The 26,621-nt window shown below is 61.3% G+C and carries 14 protein-coding genes and 1 other RNA gene; 7 read left to right on the top strand and 8 right to left on the bottom strand.

What is annotated here, in order from left to right; all coding sequences use genetic code 11:
- The 4 genes from BV106_RS02165 to BV106_RS36985 all read left to right on the top strand — a co-directional run.
- Window positions 1–1,029, top strand: a 1,029-nt coding sequence (locus tag BV106_RS02165; RefSeq protein ID WP_038159818.1) for a hypothetical protein, incomplete at its 5' end; no start/stop codon positions are given.
- Between the two features lies 1 nt (window position 1,030).
- Window positions 1,031–4,927, top strand: a complete 3,897-nt coding sequence (gene vccA, locus BV106_RS02160; protein ID WP_265595242.1) for a Verru_Chthon cassette protein A — start codon at window positions 1,031–1,033, stop codon at window positions 4,925–4,927.
- Window positions 4,924–5,586 carry a Verru_Chthon cassette protein D gene (gene vccD / locus BV106_RS02155; protein WP_038159776.1) on the top strand — a complete coding sequence of 221 codons (663 nt, stop codon included), beginning with the start codon at window positions 4,924–4,926 and terminating at the stop codon, window positions 5,584–5,586. Before vccA ends, vccD begins: the two co-directional genes overlap by 4 nt.
- Before the next feature lie 131 nt (window positions 5,587–5,717).
- A complete protein-coding gene (locus tag BV106_RS36985; protein ID WP_265595241.1) occupies window positions 5,718–10,958 on the top strand; it encodes a cellulase family glycosylhydrolase in 5,241 nt (1,746 codons plus the stop codon).
- A 783-nt stretch (window positions 10,959–11,741) separates the two neighbouring features.
- Here the strand turns inward: BV106_RS36985 and BV106_RS02145 are convergent.
- The 5 genes from BV106_RS02145 to BV106_RS34920 form a co-directional block, all read right to left on the bottom strand.
- Window positions 11,742–13,196, bottom strand: a complete 1,455-nt coding sequence (locus tag BV106_RS02145) for a FecR domain-containing protein (protein ID WP_038159772.1) — start codon at window positions 13,194–13,196, stop codon at window positions 11,742–11,744.
- Complete coding sequence (locus tag BV106_RS02140) at window positions 13,193–13,777, bottom strand: sigma-70 family RNA polymerase sigma factor (protein ID WP_051944786.1); 585 nt, start codon at window positions 13,775–13,777, stop codon at window positions 13,193–13,195. Before BV106_RS02140 ends, BV106_RS02145 begins: the two co-directional genes overlap by 4 nt.
- Before the next feature lie 61 nt (window positions 13,778–13,838).
- The gene (locus BV106_RS02135) at window positions 13,839–14,630 is read right to left on the bottom strand and encodes an HAD family hydrolase (RefSeq protein WP_038159769.1); all 792 of its coding nucleotides are present in this window, start codon (window positions 14,628–14,630) and stop codon (window positions 13,839–13,841) included.
- A 31-nt stretch (window positions 14,631–14,661) separates the two neighbouring features.
- A complete protein-coding gene (locus BV106_RS02130) occupies window positions 14,662–16,233 on the bottom strand; it encodes a hypothetical protein (RefSeq protein ID WP_038159767.1) in 1,572 nt (523 codons plus the stop codon).
- Between the two features lie 110 nt (window positions 16,234–16,343).
- Window positions 16,344–17,411, bottom strand: a complete 1,068-nt coding sequence (locus BV106_RS34920) for an OmpA family protein (protein WP_051944783.1) — start codon at window positions 17,409–17,411, stop codon at window positions 16,344–16,346.
- Window positions 17,412–17,635: 224 nt separating this feature from the next.
- Between BV106_RS34920 and rnpB the strand changes: the two genes are divergently transcribed.
- Window positions 17,636–18,065: RNase P RNA component class A (rnpB, locus tag BV106_RS34930), an RNA gene on the top strand.
- Between the two features lie 524 nt (window positions 18,066–18,589).
- On the opposite strand, the gene acnA is transcribed toward rnpB, so the two are convergent.
- A complete protein-coding gene (acnA, locus tag BV106_RS02120; RefSeq protein ID WP_038159764.1) occupies window positions 18,590–21,304 on the bottom strand; it encodes an aconitate hydratase AcnA in 2,715 nt (904 codons plus the stop codon).
- Window positions 21,305–21,511: 207 nt separating this feature from the next.
- Between acnA and BV106_RS02115 the strand changes: the two genes are divergently transcribed.
- Window positions 21,512–21,829, top strand: a complete 318-nt coding sequence (locus BV106_RS02115; RefSeq protein ID WP_038159803.1) for a hypothetical protein — start codon at window positions 21,512–21,514, stop codon at window positions 21,827–21,829.
- Window positions 21,830–21,924: 95 nt separating this feature from the next.
- Here BV106_RS02115 and BV106_RS02110 read toward each other — a convergent pair whose 3' ends face one another.
- Complete coding sequence (locus tag BV106_RS02110) at window positions 21,925–22,968, bottom strand: hypothetical protein (RefSeq protein WP_038159761.1); 1,044 nt, start codon at window positions 22,966–22,968, stop codon at window positions 21,925–21,927.
- An 88-nt stretch (window positions 22,969–23,056) separates the two neighbouring features.
- Window positions 23,057–25,423, bottom strand: coding sequence for a hypothetical protein (locus tag BV106_RS02105; protein WP_265595240.1), 2,367 nt, complete (start codon window positions 25,421–25,423; stop codon window positions 23,057–23,059).
- A 122-nt stretch (window positions 25,424–25,545) separates the two neighbouring features.
- On the opposite strand from BV106_RS02105, the gene trpS reads away from it, so the two are divergent.
- Window positions 25,546–26,511: a tryptophan--tRNA ligase gene (trpS, locus tag BV106_RS02100; protein ID WP_038159755.1), complete on the top strand. Its 966-nt coding sequence runs from the start codon at window positions 25,546–25,548 to the stop codon at window positions 26,509–26,511.
- Window positions 26,512–26,621 lie beyond the last annotated feature (110 nt).

The raw sequence follows: 26,621 nt of genomic DNA, 5'->3' as shown, positions 1-26,621 counted from the left end.
TTTCAGGAAGCTCGGGGGGCGTTCGAGTCCATGACGCGTACTCTTAGCCAGGCCACGCTGAACACATACTACGACTACTACGACAGCACCAACCGTCCGCGCACCGTGCTGACGACGGCGGAGCGGGCGGCGTTTGTGCCCCAGGTGTATGACCGCCTTTCAGACCTACACTTCATCTCCGGTCAGGCGCGCACCCTGCTGGCCGCCAGCCCGCAGGCGGTGCCCACCCAGACGCAGGCGGTCTTCTTCCAGGCTCCTCTCGGGCATTCAGCTGCCCATGAATCCCTGCGCGCCTCGCTCAACGCCTGCGGTTATTTCCTAAAGTTCGGCAGCGATGAGGCAACGGTGCCGGAGCCAGTGCGGGAGGCGGCCGGCTACCAGCCGCGCTATCGCTACCGGTTGATGGAGATGACCCAGCGCACGGAGCGACTGGGTGTCTATCAATCCGGTGCGGGCAAGCCGCAGGACTGGTTCGTGAACCATGCGGAGGCCACCGGCCGGGTGCTGGCAGAGAATGTGATTGCCCTCGTGCTGCTGCCCAAGCTGTCTCCGCGCGAGGATTCTCCCACGGGCAAGGGAGACGGGGTTTCGTTGGCCCCGCAGTACAACTACAATTCACGAGTGCCCCGCAGTGCCGTCGACGATGTGGCTTGGGCGGGAGCGGATCCTCCGTTTCCCGGCGACACCTTTACCACCCATCCGCCCGCACCTGCTCCGGGGCAGCCTCCCCAGTCGGTGAATGCCTCCCGCCACCATCAACTGCCGCCCTTGATGCGTGTGGTCATGGTGGTGCTGGATGAAGCCTCCGCCACCCGGCTTCAGGGCGACGGCATGACACCTCCTGCGGTGCTCGACTTCTCCGGTGCCGGGTTGTTCCGCAACGCCGCTGCTCTGGAGGCCGACCTGCGCGCGGTCGAAAACATCTGCAATGCCGAGCCCGGCAACCTCACCAAAAACACCACCCGCCTCACCTACCGGATCTTCTCCACGGAGATCATGATGCGCGAGGCCAAGTGGAGTGCGAACTGACATGAACTCAAGATCTTCCATTCGTCGACGATACTCGCGGCGTGGTCTGGCCCTGGTGGTGGTGCTGCCTCTCATTGCCCTGCTGACCATTCTGGTGGTCACCTTCCTCGCCAGTGTCTCCACGGAGTATCAAGCTGCCAAGAGCCAGGAATATTCGTCTGATGCCCGCATGCTTGCGGACTCCGCGGCGAGCATGGTGGTGACCCAGATTCAAGATGCCACCAGTGCGCCCTCCCTGGCCTGGGCCTCCCAGCCGGGCATGATCCGCACGTTTAACACCACGGGCAATGCCAGCGCTGCCTACAAGCTCTATTCCTCTCCCCAGATGCGGGTGGAGGGAGCCTTTGATCCTGTTACCAAGCTGGCCGATGAGGTCCCCGCCGACTGGGCCGCCTCCACCAACACTCCTCTCTACACTGATTTGAATGCTCCGGTGTGGGTGGGGCGGGGGAGTACGGCCGTGGCCCACTACCCCGTCATTCACCCTGGGGCGGTCGCACGCGATCACGGGGCGGCGGAGGCCCTCGTGGGCACCGTGGCACCAGTGGAAGGTTGTTACCTCGACTCCACGATCCCGTCCGGAGCTGCCATCGTGGCCACCAGCACTTCGCAGGCCAACCCCCTGCCCATGCCGGTGCGCTGGCTCTATGTGCTGAAGGACGGTCGCATGGCAGTGATGGATCCCACGTCACGCAAAGTGGCTGGTGCCGGAGATCCATTGCCGGATGGGACGAAGAATCACATCGTAGGCCGCATCGCCTTCTGGACGGACGATGAGAGCTGCAAGATCAACCTCAACACCGCCTCCGAGGGCACTTTCTGGGACCGTCCCTGGACGGCATCGGTGACAGGTGGTACTGGCACCTCCGATGGCTATGAGCGGCAGTTGGCGCTGCGCATGCCGGCGCAGAATGAGTTTCAGCGCTATCCCGGGCATCCCGCCATGACCTGTCTGAGCACGGTGTTCCCGCCGCTCACTGAGGAGTCGCTGGAGACCTACAATGCACGGATCTACAGCTACATCCCACGCGTGGTGAATGGCGGCAGCCGCAGCGGCACGGCGTCGGTGGCTGGCGGCACCCTGCCTCTGGTGACAGATGCCGACCGCCTCTATGCCTCGGTGGATGAGTTGATGTTTAGCACGGTGGGAGTGCCCCGGCAGGAAAACGCGCGCGGGGCCTTCACCCCGTTTGCCGAGCAGGACATCGAGCGCACCCGCTTCCTCCTCACCACCACCAGTCGGGCCCCGGAGGTGAATCTCTTCAACAAACCCCGCATCACCCTCTGGCCATTGCAGGCCAACACGACGGACGTGAACAAGCCGCATGAGGCGGCAAACCGGAATGCTCAGGACAAGCTCATCGCCTTCTGTTCCACCTTGGGCAACAAGAGTGCCAGTCCCAAGCCTTACTACTTCCAGCGCCACAGCACCTTTACCAGCTCCGCCCAACTGGCCCAGGCCAGCAGCCAGAGCCCCATCATGGACTGGGACGAGGTGCCGAGGAACCAGGAGCTCTACGCCTACCTGCAGGCAATGACCAACCAGTCCATCCCAGGGCTCGGCGGCAGTCTGCAGGGCAAGTATCCCACCACCCGGGACCAGATCCTGACCGAGATGTTCGACTTCGTCCGCAGCCATGTGAACACCTTCAGCACCGCGGGCAATCCGGCCTACTACTACGCACCATTCAATCCCAACCGCCTTATTCCGGCACAGTCGCAGATCGTGCCGCTGGTCCTGCCCAACGGAACCCGGGGGTTTGGCAGGTTTCCCACCGTCACGGAGGCCGCCCTGATCTTCTATGCCTCCAGTGAGACGGATCCCACCCAGATGCGGGCGGTGTTGATCCTTGAACCCTTCAATCCCGCTCCCGGGCCACCCGTGTGGTCCTCTCATGTGCGCTACTCGGTGAAGGGGATGGACGCATTCACCGCAGGCACCACTCCGATGGGCTTCCCCAGTCTGGCGGGGAACCTGGTCACCGGCCTCGATGGCCAGTCCAACGCCACGGCGCTGACCGGGCTGGAGCAAGCCACCCAGTACTACAGCCCTTCCGGTGTCTTCACCAATGCGAAGGTCCTGGGTCAGGGGGATGAGGAAACAAACTATACCTTCTGCTCCGCGGACTTCAAGGTGAACGCCACCAAGTTCGACTTCAACGGCGGCACCATCACCATCGAGATCGCCGCAGCCTCCTCGCCCAATGTCCCAGTGCAGACGCTCAAGCTGAAGTTCCCGGCGGTGACGGGCCTCCCGCGTCCGACGATGAGCACGGCCGCCTACGCCAACTTTGACAACCGCATCGCGCGCTATGCGAACCCCGCTGTTAAAAACGGCAGGTTCGGGATCCTGGAGGACGGCAAGCACAATCCACTCCCTCTGGTGACCTCCACCGACACCGTGCGCAGTGTGGAGGCCCGTTATGGTGGTCCGGCAAAAGGGGATCTGCGTGTCTATGCCTCCCTGAGAGAGGTGCCGGTGGAGTACTTCGAAGGCCACGGCGAGCGTGATACCGCCCTGGGGGGCAAACCGTATGATGCTCCCGGAGCCACGGCCGAGACGAATCTCGTGCACAGCCTGCGCATCGACGCCCAGACGGGCCCGGGCGATACGAGCAATCAGAACGGCTTCTACACTGGCAGCGGTGGCGCAGGGGACCTGCGTGGCAAACTGCTCCCCAATGCTCCCTATCTGGATCCCAACCGAGGAGACAACAAGCGCAACAGCACCGCGCCGGTGGCCCCCCGTGGACTCAATGGTGCTTACATGGCTGATGGCGTGACCCTGGGCGATTGGGACACGGGCATCGGCGGCACGGCAGACGGGCCCTACATCAACATTGCTGATCAGGCGAGCGCCAACAAATCCCAGTCCTCCTCCGGGCTCTACTATGCCAAAGGTGGCTATGTGAACGGGGCGGGCGTGGTGGAGAGCGGTGCCTCTTTCTCGCCCAACCGGCAGATCTCGTCCGCCGTGGCCTTTGGCTCCCTGCCCAGTGGCATTGATCCGGCGCGTCCCACCGATGTCAAACCCTGGCAGACCCTGCTCTTCTGTCGCAATCCACTGGGGGGTGACAGTCATCCTGGATTTGGGAAACAACCTGGTGTGACCGGGCCGCCTCCCGGTCCTCCGTATGAGTCCCCGCCGGATCACGCCTTCCTGGACCTCTTCACCATGCCGATTGTGGAGCCTTACGCCATCAGCGATCCCTTCTCCACTGCGGGCAAGGTGAACATGAACTACCAGATGGTGCCTTTTGCCTACCTCACCCGCGCCACGGCGGTGCGGGCAGTGCTGAAGTCCACCCAGATCATGGCCATTCCCGCAGGCGATGCTGGTAAATACAAATACAACACCGCCGCCGCACCCACGCCGGATTATCGTTATGCCCTGAACCTCGATGAAAGGGAGGGCACCCTGGCGGGATTTGAGAGGCGCTTCGCGGTTGGCGACATCTTCCGGTCCGCCTCTGAGATCTGCGACATCTATCTGGTCCCGGGCAAGAGTGTGAACCCGGCCCAGCCCGCCGCCAGTGTGAAGTACGCGGACATGGCAACTTGGTGGAAGGACTACCAGCTCACCGGGGACAATGTGCGCGAGCAGCCGTATGGGCACATCTACCCACGGCTCACTACCAAGTCGAACGTCTTTACCGTGCATGTGAAGGCGCAGGCACTGAAGACGTTGCGGGGAACCACAGCCGGCGAGTTTGTAGACGGTCGGGATCTCGTGACCAGTGAGTTCCGGGGTGCCTTTATTGTTGAGCGTTACCTGGAGCCCAATGCCGACTCCCTGGTGAAGGCTGATGGCAAGACTTCCACGGATGAGCTGGATCCTGAAGGCATGGTCGGGCCCTACAAGTTTCGTGTTCGCAGCGTCACCCGATTTGCCCCATGAACCAGGTTCCTCTGCCGTTTGCATCACGCCGCGTGCGCTCCGCCTTCACTCTGGTGGAGCTGCTCTTTGTCTGCGTCATTGTGGCCCTCCTCCTGGCTGTGGCCGCACCGCTGGGGATGTCCGTGCTGCGGGCATCCAGCCTGAACCGTGCGACCACCATGATCATGGATGAGCTGAGCGCCGCCCGGCAGCTCGCCATGACGCGCAACTGCGAGGTGGAGGTGCGCTTCTACAAGATCGCCGCGGATGTGTCCACGCAGGACCTCCAGTTCCGGGCTTTCCGCACTTTCATCATGGAGCCGGGTGTCGCCGGGCAGGGGCGTCCGCAGGGGGACGTGAGGTATCTGCCGGAGTCCATCATCATCGCTGCAGATGCGGAGAGCTCCACCTTGTTCGACTACGGGAATCCCAACCGGTCAGGACTCTTCCTTACCAAGGAGACCCTGCCAGGACACGCCATCGAGGTGGACGGCCTGGGCTTTGTGTTTCGTCCCAATGGTGGCACCCAGCTCGGCCCCATCGATCCACCGGAGGGCAACTGGTTCATGACTTTCTTCTCGCAGAGTGATCCGTTAAATCCTGAAACCGGGCTCCCTTACAACTTTGGCACCGTGCAGGTGGATCCTGTGACCGGGCGTGCCCGTGTGTTCCGTCCATGAACCCGGCATCAAGGTTTAGCCGATTGGCTAGGTAGTCAGTTCGCCTGCCGGCAGGTAATTTCAAACCGTCTCTGCCTGATCCCCATGGGTGGATGCAAACGCTCCTTCATTCGCACCTCCTCAAGACATCCATGAACAGCAAGACCAATGCTATGTGCCGCCGGACGATGATCCGTGCCCTGGGGATTCCGCTGACACTGGTGGTGTCAGTATGGGCCATGGCGGCTCACGGTCAGGCCACGACGGGCTGGAGCCCGACTGCAGGCGGCACGTACTCGTACTCCGACACGAGCAACTGGGTCGGGAACAGCATCAATGGTGTCTGGCACAGTTCACTCGCCTTGGCAGGCGGTCAGACCATCACGGTGAACTCTGATCTGCCACTGGGGTACGGGTTGTCCTTCGGCTACACCGGCAACTCAGGCATCACCCTGCGGGGCACGGGGGCGAATCGCACCCTCACGCTCGGTGGCGACATCGTGCACACGGCGGGCACCAGTGCGACCATCCTCTTTGGATCCACCGGTACTAATGAGGCTCTTAATATCGATCTCGGCGGCGTGGTCCGAAATTTCACTGTCGGAAGCAGCCGCACGCTTGGGTTTGTGAATGCGATCTCCAACGGCGGCATCATAGCCAGTGGCGGTACGCTGAACTTCTCCGGGGCCAACACCTACACTGGCTCCACCACGATCCTTTCCGGCACCTTCTCCCTGAACGGTGCCACCGGGAGTTCCGCCAGTTCCGACTTTCTGGCGAAGACCAACGGAGGCAGTCAGACCACCTTGCGCTTCAACAGCGGCACCAGCGGGAACACCGGCATCACGAGGGCCAGGAGCGTGACTCTGAACGGATCAGGACGCGGCGATGGCACCCTCCTCACGGTCACTGGCAACAGCGGAGTGAACTCCAACGACACGATCACCTTTGCCCTCACGGCGGAGGAAGGTTATGCCGTCGTCACCCTCAGCCCGAATTCGGCCAAGAACACGCGCCTCAGCGCCGGCAGTCTGGTGCGCGAGGCGGGCAGCACCCTGCTGGTCCGGGGGCAAAATCTGGGCGTGAACGCGGCGGCAGATCTCGTGGCAGACTCCTCGAACTTGATGCTTGATGGTGCGCCTACTCTCGCCGGCAGTGGCGCGGCCGGGACGTCCACCGTCGGCATTTTGAAGGGCGTGTATGGAGCTGCTACCTCGGGAGGCTCAGGGACGGGACTGGTCACCTATGACAATGACCGGGGCGTCCGGTTGCTGAACACGAGCACGGAATACACGACTGCCATTGTCAGCGGTCAGACCCAGCAGGATAACGTGCTGTACACCCGTACATCTGGCAGTGCCTCGCAGGACATCGCTTTGGGGGCGGGAGTCACCTCAGTCAATTCGCTGTCGTTCAACCTCACGGGTTCAGGAACCAACACGGGCGTCACCATCTCCGGGGCCGGGGCGACGCTCCGGATTCACAGCGGCATGATCTTCGCCAACCAGGCGGTCACCACCGCCGTGGCGACGGATGTCATGCTTCTCAGTGTGGCCACGCTGGACCTCAACGGCCAGGAAGGCGTGATCCTCGCCTTCACCAACGGGGTCAATCAGGGCAACACGAACGCCCCCCTCCAGATCAACAGCGTCATCACCAACGATGGCGGCAAGGGCGTGACTTTTGGCGGCACCGGGCAGATCATCCTGGGAGGCGCGGAGGCCAACACCTACACAGGTGTCACCACTTTGAACAGCGGCATCCTCCGTCTCAACAAATCCGTGGCCAACCTCGGCCTGACCACCGATTTAGTGATGAACGGGGGCACCCTGCTCAAGAACAGCAATGCCATCGCGGACACCGCCAGCGTCACGATCAACGGAGGCACTTTCTGGATGGACAGCACTTCAAGCAGCGGCAACAACAACCACACCGAAACGATCAACAACTTCACCATGAACGGCGGCTCCTTCGGCAACCACGGCAGCAATGCCACCCTGAACATCAACGGCAATGCCACCCTCACCGACAGTGAACTGGGCATGAATGCGGGCGGAGACATCACCGTGCTGGGCACCACCACGCTCTCCGGCGGGGTGCTGCGCGCCAAGGAGTCCTCCAGCACCACCGTCTTCAACGCGCTCACCTCCCTGAAGGAACTGGTCATCAACAACGTAGCTTCTGGTGCCTACACCGCCATCATCGTGAACAGCAATGCCACCAACAAAGGGGCCCAGTTGACGCTGGGCGGGGACGTCACGTTCAACGGCAATGCCGGCAACCAGGAGACGGTGAAGATCGCCACCTCGAATGCTGCGGATGCCAATCAGGGGGTGGTGCGCCTCGACGGCACCCGCACCTTCAACATCGGTGATGGCGCGGCGGCCGCAGACCTCACGGTGGAGACCTCCCTGACAGATGCCACGGCCGTCGGTGGTTTGAACAAGACGGGTGCCGGCACCCTCGCGCTGAAAGGAGACAGTACCTACACGGGGGCCACCACGGTGATCCAAGGTCGCCTGTTGGTGAACAACGCCACGGGTTCCGGCACCGGGCTGGGCAGCCTCACCGTGAATGCGGGTGCCACCTTGGGCGGCACGGGCCGCGTGGTGGCCGCTGCAGGCAAGAGCCTGACCTTCCATGGTCTGCTGGATGTGGGGGACTCCACTCTGACCACACCTGCGGCAGCGGACTTTGAGCTGCGCGGAGACACCATCACCTTCAGCTCCACTTCCCGGCTGGAGTTTGACCTCTTTGGTGGAAGTGGTGATGGATTGGGAAATAACATCACCGGTGTGGATGCCGACCTGCTGCTCTTCGGCACCGGCCAGGGCCTGGTGGACATCGCTTCCGGTGCGACGCTGCATGTGGACGCGGCCGACACCATGACCGCCTGGGCCGTGGGGGATACCTGGAAGCTGATCGACTGGTCCCAGGTCTCGGCGACTTCAGGAAGCTTCGCTTTCAGTTCCAGTGTGGACGGCCTGCTGGCCGGCATGGGGCTGGCCTGGGACACGTCCCAGCTTCACTCGCAGGGTACGATCTCCATCGCTGCTGTTCCAGAGCCATCGCGGGCCATGATGGCTTTCGTCGCTTTGCTCGCCGCGGCTTTTCGCAGAAGCAGGCCAAGAGCGACACGTTCTTCCTGGCAGCCCGCCTGGTGTGCCGCGTTGCTCGCATTCCTGTGGATGGGGGTGATGGGCGCGACCGCTCAGGAGCCTGCGCCGAAGACCAATCTCGTGAGCAATGGTGATTTCACCCTGGATGCTGATGGCGACTCCTGGCCGGACGGCTGGGGCAAGGGCACGGGCCTTTCCTGGGAGAAGGATGAGGCGGGCAAACCATTCTTCCGCATCACCGCCACGGAGTCCAACAAGATGCTTTCTGCCTATCGGGAGGTTCCCATCCCGGCCGGCGTGGTGGGCATCGAGGTGGCCTTCAAGTATCGCACTGCAGACGTCAAGAAGGGCAAGCAGAGCTGGAATGATGCGCGGGCCATGTTTCATTTCCTGAACCAGGCGCGGGAACAGGTGAAACCCACGCCGTCTCCCATCGTCTTCTCTACGAAGGCGGCGGAGTGGACGGAGATCACCCGCAACTACATGGTGCCGGAGGGCGTCGCAGCCCTGCAGATGATGCCCAGCCTCTTCCAGACAGAGTCGGGTCGTCTCGACTTTGCGGAAATTCGAGTTACTCCCTTGAACCCGGAGCAGATCGAGGCGCTGAAGAAGGCCGCCGCTGAACGGGCCGCGAAGAAGGCAGAAATGGATGCCAAGGTGGCGGCGAAGCGTCGCGAGCAGGCGGCAGCTTTGCTGGCCAAGGAAGGTACCTTGCTGAGCAACGGCAACTTTGAAACCGAAAACAAGAAGAAGGACTCACCCGAAGGCTGGGGCAAGGGTGGCGGCATCACCTGGGAAAAGGATGAGAGTGATGGCAACCGCTTCATCCGTCTGACCAGCCTCACGCCTGGCAAGACCGTGCTTCTCTTTCGCGACTGCCCGGTGCCGGAAGGGGCTGCTGCTCTGGAGATGACGTGGAAGCAGCGCATCACCGGGCTGAAGAAGGGTCCCAAGCCCTGGTTCGATGCTCGCATCATGCTGGAGTTCAAAGGCGCGGATGGCAAGACGCTGCCGAGCAAGCCTGCCCCGCCGTATTCACAAAAAGACACGGATGGCTGGGTAGAGAAACGGACTGAGTTCCTGGTGCCTGCAGAGGCCGTGTCTCTTGTGGTCATGCCCGCTTTGTTTGAAGTGAAGAGCGGCAGCTTTGACCTCGACAACATCCTGCTCAAGCCCACGGATGCCAACGTTCTCCTCGCCAAACAGAAGGAGCGTGAGATCCAGGCCGAGAAATCCCGAGTGCCGCTTGAGGAAGCCAATCAGGCCAAGTGGCCAGCGGCAATCCGGGCTGAGGGCAACCGCATCGTCACGGTGGACGGGGGCAAGGAAGTCTGGCTTCAGGGTTTGAACGTGCCCAGTCTGGAGTGGAGCCTGCGTGGAGAACAGGTGTTCAAGTCCGTGGTAGTGGCGATCGAGGAATGGAAGGGCAACGTGATTCGCCTGCCCATCAAGGACGACTACTGGTTTGGCAAGGACATGGAAGATGGCGGCAAGGCCTATCGCGCGGTGGTGGACCAGGTCATCACGCTGGCTTCCAATCGTGGCGCGTACGTGGTGCTGGATCTGCACCGCTACCGGGCCCCGCGGAAAGAGTTTCTGGACTTCTGGAAGGATGCGGCCGAGCGCTACAAGAATCACCCTGCTTTGATTTTCGACCTGATGAACGAGCCCCACGGTGTTACCTGGGAGGTCTGGCGCGATGGCGGGTTCGTGGAAGAGAAGCGCAAGGATGGCGATGAAGATGCTTTCCTCACTCCCGAGGAGAAGCTGCACAACAAACACGGTTTCCAGTCACCTGGGATGCAGGCCATGCTGGACACTGTACGCTCTACCGGAGCCAAGAACATGGTGCTCGTCGGCGGTCTGGACTATGCCTACCAGTTGGATGGCATCATGAATGGATTCGGCCTGAAGGACGAAGGCGGCCAGGGCATCATCTATGCTTGCCATATCTACCCATGGAAGCGCGGCTGGCAGAAGTACCTGCTCGATGCCGCCGAGAAGTATCCCATCCTGTTGGGAGAAGTGGGTGCCGATGCCAAGAAGATGGACTTCATGCCGCATGAGATGCAGGAGAATGCAGAGACCTGGGTGCCCGACATTCTGGGGCTGATCCAGAAGCATCGCCTGAACTGGACGGGTTGGTGTTTCCATCCCAGCGCCAGCCCCCGCATGCTTGTGGACTGGAACTACACGCCCACGCCCGTTTGGGGTCAGCCCGCCAAGGAGGCGCTCGCTGGGAAGAAGTTTGAGCTGCATGGGAAGTTGCGGTGAGGAAGCGAGAGTGGCCGCCCGGGACGAAAATTTCGGCACCAGCACTGTAGAAGAACCGTCCCGGTTCTTGTTCCTCGAACCACCAAGCACCTTGTCGTCGCCTCATTCCAGCAGCCTGACGCCAAAGGCGTCAAACAATGTAGCCCAGGGTCAGGCGAGGCACGAGCCGCCACCCTGGGTACACGGGCGGTTTGACCCGAACTCCGAAGCGAGTTCTACAAATCGTGGCAGTATCCCTGAGGTGTCCACCACATGCAGTCCAGCGGCCTTCGGGTGATTTGGGCAGTTTGTTGAACTCCCTTGGAGTTCCGAGACTTTCCTGTCGATACCCAGGGTGGCGACCGCTTCGCGGTCTGACCCTGGGCTATTTTGTATCACGCCGTTAGCGTGGAGAAATGCGAGATTGGCGGCCAAAGCTCGGGAGAAATGCGACTGAGCAGCCTGAAACCTGTGACTACTTTTCGGCGTCAGCACTGTGGAAGAACCGTCCCGGTTCTTGTTCCTCGAACCGCCCAGCGCACCCAAGAGCCGAGATGGCTCTTCTACATTCCTTCAGACACCTCCAGCCGGTAAAGGAGGCGGGATCTCCGGTCCCGCTGGTAACCGAAGCGACAGACTCAACTTCGCCGTTGGTTCATCAAACCGCCTGCCGCCTCAGTCATGCCGCGACTGAGCGGGGCTGGGAACCCCCGCCTCCTGTATGCTATAAAGTCTCCGCTGTGTTGTCGTGAGCCTATGAGCGCGGCGCTCCTGCAGTATCTCGTTTCCGGGAGAAGCCCGCTCCTACTTCTCAGCCCCCACATCCTTCACCACCGTCACCTGCAGGTTTTCAAACGAGAAATCACCGCCTTCACCGTTGGCGATGCGCACGCCATCGATCCTCATGTTGGCATCGGTGCGTCCTTTGAGGATGGGCAGGCCTTCCACGCCCCAGCCTTTGAAGACGTCGAACTCGCCCGTGCGCTGGCGGTAGCGCAGGGTGAATGTTTCCTCGCTCCCCTGGATGGAGAGGTTGTAGGCGGTGCGAACCTCCTCAGGGCCGCGGAACTTCTGGCCAAAGGTCAGCAGCTCCCAGGAATAGGAGTCTGAGCCCTTGTCACCCAGGAAAAACATCTCACCATTGCGGTCAAAGAGGCTGACGCCGGCGAAGCCCTTGGAGTGGAAGAGCGACTTGGGGGATACGGACTTGAAGGACAGGATCACCACCGCCTGGGCATTCTTCTCCACCGGTTTCGCAAACCTGCCCATGAGGTGAATGAAGTTGGAGCCCGCGCTGAACTTGCCGTCCCGGATCATCGGAACGCCCTGGAGCACTTCCCAGGTGCCGGTCAGAGGGTGACGGTCAGCGAACGATTGATCCGGCACATGTTTGAGCATCTCCTTGAAGACCACCTGCCCTTCATCTGCGAGCGAGTTGGGAGTTGATGGCGTTGCAGAAGATTGCACCAGAGGCTGATCACTCGGAGCACGCAGCACCAGCATCTGCCCCGCTGTCAGAGATTGCACACTGGACGGTGCTCCTTTCAACCGGGCTTCCACCCTGCCTTGATCCACCCGCACTTCATGGAGCTGGTCCTCAACCTGGGTCGTGAAGACCGTTCCCAGATCCACGACTGTCATCCACGGCAGTTCCACGCTGAAGCCCTTGGCTTGAGGTGGCACCCGGAACCACGCAAAGCCCTTGTCGAGCTGGACGCTGTTCTGTCCGGTGATGGAGAAGCGGGCTGGGCTCTTGATGACCGCCTCGACCCCGCTGGGCAGACGAATGGAGACGGACCCGTCCGTCATGGCCACGGCATCGCCGAACCGCAATTGCCCATCGTCAGTGCTCTGAGGGGCAACCGTCTCAAAGACCGAGGTGGGGGAGAACTTCACCGAAGGCACCACGCCCATTGCAGGAGGCTGCTTTTGACCGACCTGCCACAGGCCTGCCACGAGCAGCAGCACTGCCAATGCAGCCGCTGCAAGCAGGGTGCGTCGGACGATTGGGGAACGCCAACGCGAGCTGGGGACTGAAACGATGGAAGCAGTGGGCTCATTCGCCGCATCCTTCCAGCCTCGATCACGCAGCAGCGAATCGATTCTCACCAGGGCGAGATAGCGCTTCAGCAGCGCTGGCTCAGCCTTCATGCGTTCCTGTAAGACCGCAGCCTGCTCGGCAGAGAGTTCGCCCTCGATGAGGAGATTCAGCGCCCGATCCATGTCGGGCGAGTCCTGGGGAGGGGTGTTGTTCATCATGCTTGGAGGCGAAGTTCTATGCAGCGCCGGAGCGTTTCCCGCAGACGGAAAAGACGGGCCTTCAAGGAGCCGCTGCTTAGCCCTTCGTTCTGCGCATATGTCTCGAGGGAGGTCTTGGTTGCGTAGCGGACGTGCAAAAGTTGCTGATCGGCGGCGTTCAGCGAGCTCATGCACTGCCGCAGGGCTTGGAGCTCCTCCTCCGGCTGGCGGATCTCCTCGGCCATCCACTGGCGGTCGATCTGGTCCATCAGCTCATCGTCCAGATTGATCACCGGAGAGCGGGCCAGCTTGCGGCGCTGGTTCATCACATAGAACCGCGCGATGGTGAAGATCCAGGCCTTGAAGTTGGTCCCCGGGGTGAACTCGTGCTTCTTTTCCCAGACCTTGACCAGGGCCTCTTGCGCCACATCGTCCGCTCCATGGTAGCCGGGCAGCAGAGATCGAACATACTGCTTCAAGGCGAGCGCATGCAGAGCCAGGTTCTGATCAAACGTGCGGGACTCAACTTCAGCCTCCTTCTGCACAGGCGCACGATCAGAGTCGCCGCTGTTGCTTGAAGAGTTGGGGTAGGAGCTGCCCATGGGTTTGATCCCGCTCAAACGGGGCAGAGTGGAGCATCTTGCGGAGCAGATTGCTCCAGCGTCACCTAGGGGTGCGGAGGAAGAAGTGCTCCAGCGCTTCCATCATGCCCTCGCTCGCCGGGCGGGTGGCGAGGTAGCCACCGTGCGCCTGCACGTGAGCCTTCACGGGATCCAAAGCGTTCACAGGACAGGCGATGTTCCCGGCCACGCCCGCATCCAGCATGGGCAGGTCATTGTGGTTGTCCCCCGCGGCGAAGATGCGCTCCCGGGGCACGCCGATCATGCGGGCGAGTTCCTGGAGGGCGGTCCCTTTGCTGTAGGAAGAGTGGGTGAAGCGCAGGTACCGGCCATTGCGGTGGTACCCGATGTCCGGATCGAGGGCGGTGCGGACGTCGATGACCTCACAGATCTCATCCAGCTCAGGTTCATCCACTGCCACGATGCCCACCTGGCCCAGATCGCCCATGAGGAACTCCGCCCGGGTGTTCTGCTCCACGTGCTCACGCATCTCATTGAGAAAGAGACGGTGCTTGTCCACAAAGTGGTCGTGGGCACGGCGGGCGCGGGAGTTCCAGGAGCCAAAGTCCTTCCACGGCTTGAAGAAGCCAGGCCGGTAGATCTCGCACTCCTGGGCGATGATGTAGTCCGGCAGCATGAAGAGATGGTGCTGCGCGATGCCCTCCAGTGTCTGGCTAAGGCTGCGGCCGGTGTTCACCACCCACGCTGCCCCCTGGCTCTTGAAGTGGCGCAGCATGTCACCCATGGCCGGGTGAAAAGCCGGCTCCCCCTCATGATTGATGAGGGTTCCGTCGAAGTCGAAACAGAGCAGGAGCGTGGGCGCGGGTTTGGCCATGAGGGCTTCGGTGAGGCAGGCAAGCGCGGGCTTAGCGGTTGTCGAAGAAGGGGAACCGGAAGATCTCAACCAGTCGCCAGGAAATAGCGGCAAAGAGCAGCCACTGGGCCGCCAGATAGCTGCGGGTGATCCATGGGCTACACCCCTGACGACGGCGCAGACGGCGCACAATGGACTCCGCTCCCCAGATCAGGCAGAAGGCCAGCGGCAGGTACAAGGAAAGCATGAACCGATCCCCGCTGCCTCGCGCGATCGGCGCGTAGAATCCATAGGCCGCGCAGTAAATCGCCACCGAGCCGAGCACGAACAGCACGATGGTGACGGTGCCGTGGCGGAAGACCACGTGCCCGGCGTGCTCCGCCTTGGGCGCGGCACTGCATAGCACGACCACCAGCGCCACCAGTACGACCCCCAGCCAGATCAGGTACACTCCGCGCCATTCCAGCAGGGACTTCCACGGCTTCTGATTCTCGATCTTCTGGCTGCGCTTGGTTTGCTTGGGCCAGAGGAACTCGCTTACCCGGTTCCAAGTGCCATCCTGAAGCCGCTGGACAAAGACATCCGTGCCGTGCTTATCGATGTACTTCTTGAGCGATGGCTTGTCCTCGGGACGCAGGGCCTGGAGTCGCTCCTTCGTGTTGTGCTGCCCCATCCACTCGTAGCAATCGGGGTTGAACTTGTCCATCCACATCCAGTAGGCAGGGTAGGAGTGGAAGGCGTCGCCGAACCTCTCCTTCGCATCGGTGAGCCGGGGTCCGATGGTCAGCAGGTGAACCATTCCTAGAATAAGCAGGCCCATCAGGTGATTGCGCCAGTGCCACAGATTGCCATTGGCCAGCACGAAGCCGCGTCGGCGGGCGCTCACGAGTTCCCAGAGACAACGCAAAGAGCTCACCCCGATAAAGACCATGATCAGGGGCGAGATGGAACCCTTGGCCATGTAGGCGATGCCTGAGAGTGCGCCGATCAGCCCGTAGATCCACAGGGTGTTATGAGACAACGCGGAAATGCACGCCACCCACGTGAGGAAGAAGAAGACGAAGTACAGCGGTTCTGGCTGAAAGTAGGCGGAGCGAGGCAGCAAGGCACCGAAGCCGCCGAGCAGCATGAGGTTGAGAGAGGCCGGCAGGGAAAAGATGCGGCAGGCAGACAGCCCCAGCATGACCAGAAAGGTGCAGGTCATGAACACGTGGAAATAGCGGCCACGGTTGAAGTAGTCCTCGTCCTTCTCCGTCACGGTGGCGGCATCTGCCTCCGTGGGTGTGGGGTGATCAGGGGTGGCCAGCCATGCGGCCACCCAGGGCCAGAGCGGATTCACCACCCCGTCGGTGCGGTGTGGGAAGAAATCCGCGATTGCCTTGGTGAAGCCCTTGTTGAAGTCCGGGCTCAGATCCTCCCGCGTCTCCAGCGCCAGACGCATGTTGTGCTTCTGATCGCCTCCCAGGATCTGCTGTGCAGTGTGGTTGGTCTGCGAGATGAGCAGCCCTCCCATATTAACATAAGCGACCACAAAGAGGATCGTCAGCAGGATGAAGCTCAGCCATCGGAAGAGGCTTGAACTGCCGTCTTTTTTGCGCGGTGCCGCCGCTTCCTTGTCCCCCATGCAATGCGAGTGAGTGTGTCCTGGTTCGTTTGAGTGTTGGTCGTTAATGACACCGCCTGAACGGATGTACAGGCCGGGTTCTTTGTTCCTGGGGGAAAATGATGGACTGCCTACTGGCTGATCGGGCGTACCTTGATCTCGACGCGGCGGTTCAGGGCCTGCTCATCCTTTGTGCCATTGGGGTTCACGCGGGACAGGGGGCGGGATTCGCCCATGCCGACGGCGTCGATGCGGTCGTTGCTCAGCTTGAGGGAGCGCATGAGCCAGCCCACCACGGCATTCGCACGGCGCTGGCTGAGATCGAGGTTAAACTCCGCGGAGCCGATCGTGTCCGTGTGGCCTTCGATGATGAAGCGGCTGTTCGGGTTCTTAGTGATCAGGTAGCCCAGCTTCATCAGACTCAGACGGGCGTTCTCGGCGAGCTGGTCGCTCCCGTATTCAAAGAGGAGGTCGGTCGGCAGCATGATGGGGGCTGTGCTGGCATTCACCGCGCCGCCCTTGGCCAGAAGGTCCTCCAGGTTGCTGTACCCCGGCATGGTACGGGGGGAGCCATCTCCCGCCTTGCTCTGGTTGTTCATGCGCTCCAGCAGCTTGCCATCGATGCCCTCCAACTCCCGGTCCAGAGGCTTGGCGGGGAGCACGAGTTGCTGGTCAGACACGGCCTGACGCAGGGCGGAGCTCTTGATGGCATCCATCGAGCTGGCCAGGTCCGGTCCGGGTGCCATGTCGGCGATGGCCGCCATCGAGGGAGCGTGAGCGGGACTGGTCGCGTTGGGGTTGGACTTCGGAGCCAGGAAGTTGGTCACCTTGTCCACGTCAGGCGTGAGATCCAGCGGCTTGTCCTCCGGGATCATCTCCGCGATGTCCTGCAGGTCCGCCTTGAGCTGCGGCTCCGCTTTGTCCGAGGGGGCGATCAGGTCGGGGATGTGCTGAATGGCCTGCTGCTCCTTGAGCGCCTCCGGGTTGATGGCGATGCGATCTGCCTTCGCCTTGGTCTGGGTGACCGGAAGCATGCTCTTGCCAAAATCGACCGTGCTGAAGAAGTAGTACAACCACCAGTGGAAAAGGACCGCCAGCGCAAAGGCAAACAGCAGCCACAACCGCAGGCTCCACGACCAGCGTTCAAACTTGAACGCCGCGCGGCGGTTGTTCGACCAGGGATAGGTCTGGGTGGACATGGTGACTAGGGTAGCACGTTCAGGAAGCCGGGAAACCGGCATTTCGGTAAATGGTGAGAGGTGAGTGGTAGGCAGTGGGATCAGTCCGAAAGCTGAATCGGTGCTCAAATTCGGCTTGAACGTCCAACACCTTGACTGCTGACGCACTGCCTACTGCCCACTGGGCCGGTAAACGAAGACCAAGATTCCCTTTCCTTCGCTCAAAACAGCCTTAACTTCCCAACTGGGTCGGTCGGAGGCTGTCGCTGCCAGATGTCGCAAGGCAATTGGGAGAGGAAAGTCCGGACACCTCAGGGCAGTGTGCCGTGTGAAAACGCGGGGGCTGGCGGCGTAAGCTTCCGGTCACGGAAAGTGTCACAGAGAACATACCGCCGTGGGCAACCGCGGTAAGGGTGAAAAGGCGAGGTAAGAGCTCACCGCTCCGACTGAAAGGAAGGAGGCAGGACAAACCCCACACGGTGCAAGACAAAACAGGGGAAACGGCCCGCCCTGGCCGCACCGGCTCCGCAAGGAGTTGGGATAACCCCGGGTATTAGTCGCACCCCGCGCAAGCGGGGAGTCAGGGGTGCAAGCCCCTGGTTTAGAGAAATGACCGCCACCTGCCGCAGCAATGCGGGAGGCACAGAATCTGGCTTACACCGGCCGGCCCAGGTCCTTCCCGCTTCGCGGGAGACACAAGACTTTAAGACACAAGACGCAAGACTTGAGGTCAGGGGAGCGCAGGTCCCGCGAACTAAGCGGTCTGACTCGCAGTGGCGGAGCAGAAGCTGAGGGCCAAAGGCCCGGACTTATACCAGCCCTGGGCAACGCCCAGGGTTTGGTATACCTCAATGAATTCAGGGCTGAAGGTCCGACCTCATCAAGCCTGCCCACAACGAACATCCCTGAATGACGTCGGGCCTTCAGCCCTCAGCATCTTTTTTGCCCGTAAACCCTGGGCGCTGCCCAGGGCTGGTATGACGACGGACCTTCGGCCCTTCTGAGCATTGCCCCACGTTGACTTGGGGCTTACCGAGTGCGGCTGCCGCATCTTGGGAATCAAGCCTGCAAGCCCAATCGGTTTTTCCGTGATGATAGAGGCACAAATGCGGTCAGGACGATTGCCCGCCTGACTCCCTCCCACAAAAAAGGCCGCCAGTCTCCTGGCGGCCTTTTTCAATATCTTGAACCTCTATCCCTTACGCGTTCGCGCGCAGGATCTGCGCGAGCACATAAGGCAGGATGCCGCCGGCACGGTAGTAGTCGATTTCCACCGGGGTATCGAGGCGGACGATGACGGGCACGTTGAAGGTCACGCCATCTGCCTGGGTGACTTTCAGGGTGGCTTCGCTCATGGGTTTGATGTCGTTGGACACGCCCAGGAGGCTGAAGGTGGCGTCGGTCAGACCCTTCACCTTGTCGTAGTCTTCCTTGTTCACGAAGTTGCAGGGCAGCACGCCCATGCCCACGAGGTTCGAGCGGTGAATACGCTCGAAGGACTTCGTGATCACAGCTTTCACGCCCAGCAGGTTCGTGCCCTTGGCGGCCCAGTCGCGGCTGGAGCCCATGCCGTAGTCTTCGCCACCGAGGATGACGAGCGGCACGCCTGCGGCCTTGTACTGCTCAGCGGCGTCGTAGATCGGCAGCACTTCTGCCGCCTCGGCGGAGACGCCAGGGCCGCTGAAGTACTTGGTGATACCACCCTCAGTGCCAGGAACCATGAGGTTCTTGATGCGCACGTTGGCGAAGGTACCGCGGGTCATGACGCGGTCGTTGCCGCGGCGGGAGCCGTAGCTGTTGAAGTCTGCCTGGGTGACTTGGTTCTCCAGAAGGTACTTCCCGGCCGGGCTGTCCTTCTTGATGTTGCCAGCAGGGGAGATGTGGTCGGTCGTGACGCTATCGCTGAAGATGCCGAGCGGACGGGCGCCGTGGATCTCGTTGATGTCGCTGGGCTCCATGCTGAACTTGTCAAAGAACGGAGGCTCCTGGATGTACGTGGAGTCGCGATCCCAGTCGTAAACGAGGCCCACGCTGGAGGGGATTTCGTTCCACTTCGGGTTCTGCTCAGCAAAGCCCGTGTAGAGCTTCTGGAACACTTCCGGGGCGAGGGCGCTGGCCATGGCGGCACCGATTTCCTCACTGCTGGGCCAGATGTCTGCCAGGAGGACGGGCTGGCCGTCGCTGCCGGTGCCGAGAGGCTCTTTGGAAAGGTCCACGTCCACCGTGCCGGCGATGGCGTAGGCCACCACGAGCGGGGGAGACATGAGGAAGTTCGCCTTGATGCTCTGGTGCACGCGGGCCTCGAAGTTGCGGTTGCCGGAGAGCACGCTGGCGGCCACCACGTCTTCATTGCGGACCACATTCTCAATGCCGGGATCGAGAGGGCCGGAGTTGCCGATGCAGGTGGTACAGCCGTAACCCACGGTCTGGAAGCCGAGCTGGTCGAGCTCCGTCTGGAGGCCGGTTTTCTCAAGGTAGTCCGTCACCACGCGGGAGCCGGGTCCGAGGGAGGTCTTCACGGAAGGCTTCACCGTCAGGCCCTTGGCGTTGGCCTTCTTGGCCAGGAGGCCGGCGGCCAGCATCACGCTCGGGTTGCTGGTGTTCGTGCAGCTCGTGATGGCGGCGATGAGCACGGAGCCGTGCTTGATGCTGTCCTTCACGCCGTCCTTGCTGTCCACGGTCACTTCGTACTGGCCGTTCAGGGAAGGCTTACCGAAGCCATCTGGGGTGGGGGCGACGAGGAGGGACTCAAACTTCTCCTTGAGGGCTGCCACGTCGATGCGGTCCTGCGGGCGCTTGGGACCCGCCACGCCGGGCTTCACGGAGGACATGTCGAGTTCCACCACCTGGGTGTACTCGATCTCGTCACCTTCCTGGATGCCCCACAGGCCCTGGGCCTTGTAGTAGTTTTCCACCGTGCCGCACAGTTCGGCGGAGCGGCCGGTACCGGTGAGGTAGGCGATGGTCGCCTCGTCGATGCCGAAGAAGCCCATGGTTGCGCCGTATTCCGGGGCCATGTTGGCGATGGTGGCGCGGTCCGGCACGCTGAGCGCGCGGGCGCCAGGGCCGAAGAACTCGACGAACTTGCCCACCACCTTGGTTTTGCGGAGCAGTTCGGTCACGCGCAGCACAAGGTCAGTCGCGGTTACGCCGGGCTGAAGGGCACCGGTCAGGCGCATGCCCACCACTTCGGGCACCAGGAAAGTCACTGGCTGGCCCAGCATACCGGCCTCAGCTTCAATGCCACCCACGCCCCAACCCACGACACCGAGGCCGTTGATCATGGTCGTGTGGGAGTCGGTGCCCACGAGGCTGTCTGGATAGAAGACGTTCTCTTTTTCCAGCACGCCCTTGGCGAGGTACTCCAGGTTCACCTGGTGCACGATGCCGATGCCGGGAGGCACCACTTTGAAAGTGTCAAACGCCTGCTCACCCCACTTGAGGAACTTGTAGCGCTCGCGGTTGCGATGGAACTCAAGGTCCAGGTTGCGATTGAGGGAATCCTGCGTGCCAGCAAAGTCCACCTGCACAGAGTGATCCACCACCAGATCCACCGGCACCAGCGGCTCGATCATCTTCGGGTTCTTGCCCATGGCGTGCACGGCAGAGCGCATGGCGGCCAGGTCCACCAGAAGAGGCACCCCGGTGAAGTCTTGCAGCACGATGCGGGCGACCGTGAAGGGAATCTCGTAGTCACCAGGGGCCTTGGCATTCCAGTTGGCCAGATTCTGCACGTCCTTCAGGGTCACCTTTTTGCCGTCCAGATTGCGCACCAGGGACTCCAGCACCACGCGGATGCTCACTGGCAACTTGGAAACCGGCCCTACTCCTTGCTTCTCCAGTTCAGGCAACGAGTAGAACTTTCCGTCCGTATTGGACCCGGTCTTGAAGGTGCGGAGCGCGTCGAGAGACATGGCAATCTGAGGTTAAAGAGAATAAAAACTTAGCAAAGGCGGACAGAGGGGCAAGTGCCGCCTGCATCGCAGTTTGCACCCAAGTCCAATTTCTCCGCAAAAGCAGATTGTATTCCTAAGCCGGGATTTTGATTCCACTCCCGTAGTTTTTGCAGGTAACTGTAAATCAGCTTGTTTTCCACGGATCTTTACCAGAAGATTTGCCGCATGAAAATCATTGGGATTGAGTCCATGACCGGCCAGGAATTGAGCCATGAGCTGGACCGTGGGGGCCGATTTGTGATTTATGAGTACACTTTTTCGGTGCTCATCATGACCTTCAAGCGCTCAAGCGACATCTATTTTCTCAAAGGCGGGGAGAACGCCGTGGTCAAAGGCCTCGCTTTCTCCGGGCTCACGTTCCTCTTCGGCTGGTGGGGCATCCCCTGGGGGCCCATCTATTCCATCGGCAGCCTCTTCACCAACTTCAGCGGCGGGAAGAACATCACCAACGAAGTCCTGGCGGCGCTGTCCTCTCCCCAGTAACTCCGCGGGGGCAAGAAAAAAGCGGTGAGACAGCCCCATAGGCCACTCTCACCGCTCTCAGAACTTATCCCTCTTCCCTCCCCCCTTTTCCCTCTCTATTTCTTCTTCACCTGCGCGGGAAGCACGCGCCACTTGCCTAGGGTGAACTCGCGGGCGGTGAAGACCCAGATCGCGACCTTCTTCTTGGACCAGAACTCCGGGTTCTTGGCGGAGGCGCGGGCAATTTCCACGCGGGGACCATCGGCACCGCCAGCCTGCATGGTGAACTCCTGCACCGCAGTGCCGAGGGCGACCTGCAGGTGATCGACGAAGCCGCCTTGGGTGTCCAGCATGTCGCCGCCCTTGCGGAAGATTTGCAGGTGGCTGTCCCCCAGCACGACGATCGGGCTCGCGGAGCTGCTTTCCACGGTGGTCACGCTGCCACCGGCACCCAGGCCCGCACGAACGAGAGGGAGCTTCTCCTTGGCTGCGGTGCCTTTTGGAGCGTCCTTCAAGAGATCGCCGAGATACTCACGGGTTTCGGCAGGCAGGGTGGTGAGACCCGTCGTCTTGGCGGCAACCACCTCTGGGAGGGCCTTGTATTTGGCAGCCACGAGATTGGCAACCAGTTGGCAGGCGGAAGGTGACCAATGGGAATCCGTGGCGCAGTAGAGCTGATTGGCGGGATCGGCGGCGCGGACTTTCTTGAACTCCGCCTCCAGATCCAGGGACTCCACGCCTTCCGCCTTCAATTTGGCGAGGAAGTTCGCCAGAGGGGGCACGGTGGCGGCATCAGCCTTGGCGTCCAGCTTCTCGGGATAGATTGACGCCTTGGCGGGGACCGGCACCACCAGGAGTTCCACGCCCAGAGCCTTGAGATCCTTGGCATACTGCGCGATCACGGGGACCGGGTCAGTACCTTCCACATTGATCTGGGGAAAACTGGCGGATGCCAGGTCGCCGTTTTGCAGGTGCTCCAACTCGCGGCGCAGGAAGAACCAGTTGCCATCGCCTTTACCGGAGACGTAGCGATCCGTGGGGGCTGAGGCGGCGAGTGCCCCTTTCACAATGGTGGTGAAGTCTTCTGCCTGAGTGCCGGTGGGGGCGAGGAGGGCAGCGCAGAGAAGGGCAAGTGTGGAGGAGGTGAGGCGGAGTTTCATGCAGCGGTTACACAAAAGAGCAGAGAATGGAATAACGGGAAAAATGAACGTGTCTTCATCTTTCGAGCGCAGAAAGCTTGATGGACCCCTATTTAGCAGGGGTCACCCGGGGTGAGGACACGTCGAACCAGGGCTCGAGGTCGAATGCGGTGGTGTCATCCATCACGCGCTCGCCGTTCAGGTGACTGTGGGCGGACTGTCGCTCCACCACCAATTCATAGATCTGCCCTTCGGTACGGGGGAAACCCTGCACGGGTTCGCGCCCCAGCATGCCCCAGTGTTTTACGAGCAGCCGTTTCTCCGTGGTGGGGGAGTCGCCTTCCAGGACCTCTTGCACCTCATAGACATAGGCGACCAGGGCGGCGGTGTAGGGTTCGATCCCTTCCGGAGTAGGCATCGCCGAGGTTTCCACCAGACGGGCTTTCACTCGTACGCGTGGGGGTGCGGCGGGGAGGCTGCTGATGCGGGCCTGGGCACTGGCAGCGTGCGCGGTGGCTTGGTCCGCTAGGAGAGCATGGTCATGAAGAGCAACCTGCAACAGACCCCCCTGCCAACCGCCGCCAAAAATGATGGCATCGCTGACGGGGGCGACTTCATCGGCAGGGAAGGGTTGGAGTTCGGCCGGCTGGCCATTCACATAGAGGGCAAAGCCAGCCTCCGTGCGCGTCACCATCAGATGGAAAGGACTGTCTGGAAGCGGCTGGGAGGACTTCCAAGACTGGCCAGCGGCTTTGGAGACCGTGAGTTTTCCATCGCGAAGCTGAAGATGCATCCCGGGAGCGTGGAGCACTTGGGCACTTTGATTGGCGTTGGGCTTGTCGCTGCTGGCACTGCCGGATTCCTCGAAAGCGGTAGGCAGGACGATGGCTTCAAAGGTGGCCGGGGCATGATCCTGAAAGTGTGCAACGGCTGGTGCGGCAGATTCCTCCTCCATCACGAAGCTGCCGCCATCCAGCAGCATCTCATTGCAGCGGCCAAATCGCGCCGCGCCTTGGCTGTCGAGCCGGGCTTCCAGCTTCTGGCCCGAGCGGTCGCGGAAGGTGTTGAGCGCTTCGCGGTCTCGCCACACGAGGAGCAGGCCGCTGTGATCCACAGGCCAGGTGCCCGCTGTGGCGGCGGAGCGGGCCCCGCTGCGGATCTGGTGTCCCGCCAGGGCAGCTTCACCTGCGCCGGCGATCCACACTTCCGGGTAGGCGTCACCCTGTTTGTCTTTGGTTACCCGGAGCCACGACTCTACTTTGTCAGCGCCTGGGGTGAGTTTGCCTAGATAGATCTCTGCCGAGCCACCGCCTTTGTTGATGACGTTCCCGGAGGAGTTTTTCTCTTTGGAATAGGGCCCGGTCAGCGTGATGAAGCGGGCGTGGTTCGTCCAGCGGGGGTGATACATTTCACGCCCCTTCACGCCGGGAGCGTCGTTGAATTTCAAGGACCACGACTTGGCACCGTCATCGGCGTACATCGTCACGCTCTTGTGCTCGCCGTCGAAGACCCAATTCAGGCCGCTGTTATCCGGCGCATAGGCCGTCCAGCAGCCATTGAGCAGCTTCTTGGCCTGCCACTGACCGTTCTCTTGAACCAGAATGCCGGCATTGGGCCAGGGGAAGAGGGCGCTGGCCCGGGTGCCGTCACGGGAGAACTGGATGTTGTCCGGCGTGATGTAGCTGTCGTCGTAGATGAGTTCTTCCTTCGTGGGATCCTCCAACTGGAAGCGCACCAGGCGCTGGGCCTCCAGAGACAGACCTTTCGTGGCACGGAGATTCCGCACGGCGTATACCCACTCAACTCCTGTCTTGGGGTCCCGCCAGCATTGGGTGGCATAGCCGTCCAGCACTCTCACTGGCTTGGTGCCCCGCCAGTCGGTTTTGTAGATGTAGGGCTTGTAGTGCTTCTTCCCGCCCTTGCGCACGGTGTTCTTGTCCGTGAAGAGGATCGTCTTTCCATCCGTGCTGATGAGCGGACGCGAGTAGTTCCCCGGCTTCTCCAGGATTTCGCGGATACCAAGACCGTTGCGAGTGTCGATGCCCACCAGAACGAGGTCTTCAGAGACGGCGAAAGTATCGGAAGCTCCCTTTTTACGAGCTTGGGTCCAGACGATGCGGGTGTGATTGCCCGTAAAGGCTTCCACTTCTTTGGAGAGCTCGTCTTTGGGGGAATCCAGCTCCTTGAGCTTGATCTGGCCCGGTTTGCCTTTGCCGTGGGCATCTTTGTCCTCGTCTTTGCAGGCGGCAAGCAGGAGCACGGGCAGGGCGCAGGCCGCGATGGCGTAACGGCGGAGCGGGAGGGGGCAGGGAATAGACAGCACTTTAAAAAGAGGGGCGATAGAGTGGGGCGGTCTCGCCAGGGTATCGGCGTCGAGAGCGCTCAGCGTGGTAAAAAGGTCGTCTGACCGGCAGACAGACCCGCCGCAGCGCCTGATCGTCGTCGAGGGCTGCTGGCTGAAAGAGGACACTGTCACCGTATCACGGGGGAGTGCAAGACCCCGGGAGAATGGTGCGGCCACTGAACTGGCGGGCGATCATCATTACGGAGTTTTCCCTAGGTTGACTTTGCCCCGTCCGCAAGCACTTTCGCCATCCCATGCGTATCCTCTCCGGCCTCCAGCCCACCGGGCGGCTCCACCTCGGCAACTACTTCGGTATGATGCAACCCTCGCTGCAACTGCAGCACGAGGGGGACGCTTATTATTTCATTGCGGACTATCACTCGCTCACCAGCATCCAGGACGCCAAGGCTCTGCGGGAGAATGTGCGCAATCTCGCCATCGACTTCCTGGCCTGTGGCCTGGATCCAGAAAAGGCGGTCTTCTTCCGCCAGAGTGACTTGCCTGAGCACACAGAACTGGCGTGGATTCTGAGCACGGTGACGCCCATGCCCATGCTGGAAAACTGCACCAGCTACAAAGACAAGGTGGCAAACGGTATTGCAGCCAACCACGGCCTCTTTGCTTATCCCGTGTTGATGGCGGCGGACATCCTCATCTATGACAGTGACCGCGTGCCGGTGGGCAAGGACCAGAAGCAGCACTTGGAAGTGGCTCGTGACATCGCCACCAAGATGAACCTTACCTTCGGTGAGGGGACGCTCAAAGTTCCTGCAGCCCTGATCCGGGAGGAAACGGCCACCGTGATCGGTCTGGACGGCCGGAAGATGAGCAAGAGCTATAACAACACCATCGGTCTCTTTGAGGAGGAAAGCCCCCTTAAGAAGAAGATCATGAGGATCGTCACTGATGCCACGCCCGTGGAGGAGCCCAAGCCCACGGACGACAGCTCCATTCTCAAGCTCTATAAGCTGGTGGCCACGAATGAAGAGTACGACGCGCTGGTGGCGGACTTCAAAAAGGGTGGCCGCGGCTATGGCGACTACAAAAAGCAGTTGTTCCAGAAGATCTGGGACTTCTTTGCCGAGGCGCGTGAGCGTCGGGCGCAGATTGTGGCACAGGATGGTTATGTGGATGATGTCTTGCAGGCTGGTGCCGCGAAGGCGCGTGTTGTTGCTCGTCGCACTCTAGACCGTGTGCGCCACGCCGTCGGACTGGGCTGAGAGCCTGCGTCGCGACCATGCGAATTTGTTGGACAAAATGGGGCGCACCCCTCTAGACTCGCCGAAATAAGCGAATTCTTTGATTACGAAAGAATTTCGCAGTTATGGAG

This window comes from Verrucomicrobium sp. BvORR106, assembly GCF_000739655.1.
Classification (GTDB): domain Bacteria; phylum Verrucomicrobiota; class Verrucomicrobiia; order Verrucomicrobiales; family Verrucomicrobiaceae; genus Verrucomicrobium.
The sequence above is the reverse complement of the archived record's forward strand: the minus strand, read 5'-3'. Positions and strand labels throughout refer to the sequence as shown.

Coding starts and splice junctions, on each gene's coding strand:
- BV106_RS02145 (WP_038159772.1), bottom strand. CDS start 13,196: ATGATGAACAACACCCCTCCCCAGGACTCGCCCGACATGGATCGGGCG.
- BV106_RS02135 (WP_038159769.1), bottom strand. CDS start 14,630: ATGGCCAAACCCGCGCCCACGCTCCTGCTCTGTTTCGACTTCGACGGA.
- BV106_RS02130 (WP_038159767.1), bottom strand. CDS start 16,233: ATGGGGGACAAGGAAGCGGCGGCACCGCGCAAAAAAGACGGCAGTTCA.
- vccD (WP_038159776.1), top strand. CDS start 4,924: ATGAACCAGGTTCCTCTGCCGTTTGCATCACGCCGCGTGCGCTCCGCC.
- BV106_RS34920 (WP_051944783.1), bottom strand. CDS start 17,411: ATGTCCACCCAGACCTATCCCTGGTCGAACAACCGCCGCGCGGCGTTC.
- vccA (WP_265595242.1), top strand. CDS start 1,031: ATGAACTCAAGATCTTCCATTCGTCGACGATACTCGCGGCGTGGTCTG.
- BV106_RS02110 (WP_038159761.1), bottom strand. CDS start 22,968: ATGAAACTCCGCCTCACCTCCTCCACACTTGCCCTTCTCTGCGCTGCC.
- BV106_RS36985 (WP_265595241.1), top strand. CDS start 5,718: ATGAACAGCAAGACCAATGCTATGTGCCGCCGGACGATGATCCGTGCC.
- BV106_RS02140 (WP_051944786.1), bottom strand. CDS start 13,777: ATGGGCAGCTCCTACCCCAACTCTTCAAGCAACAGCGGCGACTCTGAT.
- acnA (WP_038159764.1), bottom strand. CDS start 21,304: ATGTCTCTCGACGCGCTCCGCACCTTCAAGACCGGGTCCAATACGGAC.
- BV106_RS02115 (WP_038159803.1), top strand. CDS start 21,512: ATGAAAATCATTGGGATTGAGTCCATGACCGGCCAGGAATTGAGCCAT.
- trpS (WP_038159755.1), top strand. CDS start 25,546: ATGCGTATCCTCTCCGGCCTCCAGCCCACCGGGCGGCTCCACCTCGGC.